This window comes from Sphingobium sp. BHU LFT2 (assembly GCF_018604485.1).
Taxonomy (GTDB): Bacteria; Pseudomonadota; Alphaproteobacteria; order Sphingomonadales; family Sphingomonadaceae; genus Sphingobium; species Sphingobium yanoikuyae_A.
This window is the reverse complement of the sequence record NZ_JAFCGW010000048.1, coordinates 1-2,866: the sequence shown is the minus strand read 5'-3', so window position 1 is coordinate 2,866 and position 2,866 is coordinate 1. Positions and strand designations below refer to the sequence as shown.

Genomic DNA, 2,866 nt, shown 5'->3' with positions numbered 1-2,866 from the left:
CAAATGCTACCCAGTATTGTCGTTGGTGGTGTGGACTCTCAAGCGTGAGGTAAGGGCATCTGGTGAATGCCTTGGCATGTACAGGCGATGAAGGACGTGGCACGCTGCGATAAGCGTGGGGGAGCCGTGAGCAGGCTTTGATCCCGCGATTTCCGAATGGGACAACCCACCTTCACCATTTAATTCCGTTCTTGGTTTTCCAAGTGCGTAGTTAAATGGGAGAGGTATCACTAAGCTGAATAAAATAGGCTTTGGTGAAGCGAACCCGGAGAACTGAAACATCTCAGTACCCGGAGGAAAAGACATCAACCGAGATTCCGTTAGTAGTGGCGAGCGAACGCGGACCAGGCCAGTGCCTGATGTTTAATTAGCAGAACGATCTGGAAAGTTCGGCCATAGCGGGTGACAGCCCCGTATGCGAAAATGAAACATCAGGACTTGAGTAGGGCGGAGCACGTGAAACTCTGTCTGAACATGGGGGGACCACCCTCCAAGCCTAAATACTCGTACATGACCGATAGTGAACCAGTACCGTGAGGGAAAGGTGAAAAGCACCCCGATGAGGGGAGTGAAACAGTACCTGAAACCGGATGCCTACAAGCAGTGGGAGGGTCCTTGAGACCTGACCGCGTACCTCTTGCATAATGGGTCTGTGACTTAGTGTATCAAGCAAGCTTAAGCCGTTAGGTGTAGGCGCAGCGAAAGCGAGTCTGAATAGGGCGCCATAGTTTGATGCATTAGACCCGAAACCCGGCGATCTATGCATGACCAGGTTGAAGGTGCGGTAACACGCACTGGAGGACCGAACCGTTCAATGTTGAAAAATTGTCGGATGAGTTGTGCTTAGGGGTGAAAGGCCAATCAAGCCGGGAAATAGCTGGTTCTCCGCGAAATCTATTGAGGTAGAGCGTCGAATATTTGCCGTTGGGGGTAGAGCACTGGATGGATGCGGGGGTCGCGAGATCTACCAATTCTAACCAAACTCCGAATACCAACGAGTCTAGTTCGGCAGACAGACGGCGGGTGCTAAGGTCCGTCGTCAAAAGGGAAACAGCCCTAACCTACAGCTAAGGTCCCCAAGTCATCACTAAGTGGGAAAGCATGTGGGATTTCCAAAACAACCAGGAGGTTGGCTTAGAAGCAGCCATCCTTTAAAGAAAGCGTAACAGCTCACTGGTCTAAATAAGAGATCCTGCGGCGAAGATGTAACGGGGCTAAAGTGATGCACCGAAGCTTAGGGTTCAGTCTTTGACTGAGCGGTAGCGGAGCGTTCCGTAGGCCGTTGAAGCGGAAGGGTAACCGACCGTGGAGGTATCGGAAGTGCGAATGCAGACATGAGTAGCGATTAAGAGGGTGAGATGCCCTCTCGCCGAAATTCCAAGGGTTCCTGCTTAAAGCTAATCTGAGCAGGGTAAGCCGGCCCCTAAGACGAGCCCGAAGGGGGTAGTCGATGGGAACCACGTTAATATTCGTGGGCCTGGTGGTGTGTGACGGATGCCGTAAATTGTTCGGGCTTATTGGATTGCTCCGGGCAGTGAAGGGGTCCCAGGAAATAGCCCCACCGTATAGACCGTACCCTAAACCGACACAGGTGGAATGGTAGAGTATACCAAGGCGTTTGAGAGAAGTATCCTGAAGGAACTCGGCAAATTGCCTCCGTACCTTCGGAAGAAGGAGGCCCCATCTTAAGGCAACTTTTGATGGGGGGCACAGGCCAGGGGGTAGCGACTGTTTAGCAAAAACACAGGGCTCTGCTAAGTCGGCTTCAAGACGACGTATAGGGCCTGACGCCTGCCCGGTGCCTGAAGGTTAAGAGGAGGAGTGCAAGCTCTGAATTGAAGCCCAGGTAAACGGCGGCCGTAACTATAACGGTCCTAAGGTAGCGAAATTCCTTGTCGGGTAAGTTCCGACCTGCACGAATGGCGTAACGACTTCCCCACTGTCTCCAGGATATGCTCAGCGAAATTGAATTCTCCGTGAAGATGCGGAGTACCCGCGGTTAGACGGAAAGACCCCGTGCACCTTTACTGCAGCTTCAGAGTGGCATTAGGAAAGAACTGTGTAGCATAGGTGGGAGGCTTTGAAGCATTGACGCCAGTTGATGTGGAGCCATAGGTGAAATACCACCCTGTTGTTTTCTGATGTCTAACCTCGCACCGTTATCCGGTGCAGGGACCCTCTGTGGCGGGTAGTTTGACTGGGGCGGTCGCCTCCTAAAGAGTAACGGAGGCGCGCGATGGTGGGCTCAGGACGGTTGGAAACCGTCTGTTAGAGTGCAATGGCATAAGCCCGCCTGACTGCGAGACTGACAAGTCGAGCAGAGACGAAAGTCGGTCATAGTGATCCGGTGGTCCCTCGTGGAAGGGCCATCGCTCAACGGATAAAAGGTACGCCGGGGATAACAGGCTGATGATTCCCAAGAGCTCATATCGACGGAATCGTTTGGCACCTCGATGTCGGCTCATCACATCCTGGGGCTGGAGCAGGTCCCAAGGGTTTGGCTGTTCGCCAATTAAAGTGGTACGTGAGCTGGGTTCAGAACGTCGCGAGACAGTTTGGTCCCTATCTGCCGTGGGCGTCGAAATTTGAGAGGAGTTGACCCTAGTACGAGAGGACCGGGTTGAACATACCTCTGGTGTACCTGTCGTCACGCCAGTGGCGCAGCAGGGTAGCTATGTATGGACGGGATAACCGCTGAAAGCATCTAAGCGGGAAGCCTCCCTCAAGATAAGATTTCATCGAGCCGTCGTAGACCACGACGTTGATAGGCTGGATGTGGAAGTGCGGTAACGCATGGAGCTAACCAGTCCTAATTGCTCTGTTCGCGCTTAAGAGTCCCACCATCAACGACAATGCTGGAAACAGC

1 rRNA gene is annotated in these 2,866 nt (G+C 53.0%); it reads left to right on the top strand.

Annotated elements, in window-relative coordinates:
- Positions 1 to 40 precede the first annotated feature (40 nt).
- Positions 41 to 2,832: ribosomal RNA gene (locus JQK15_RS26235) — 23S ribosomal RNA — on the top strand.
- The last annotated feature ends 34 nt before the right edge of the window (positions 2,833 to 2,866 follow it).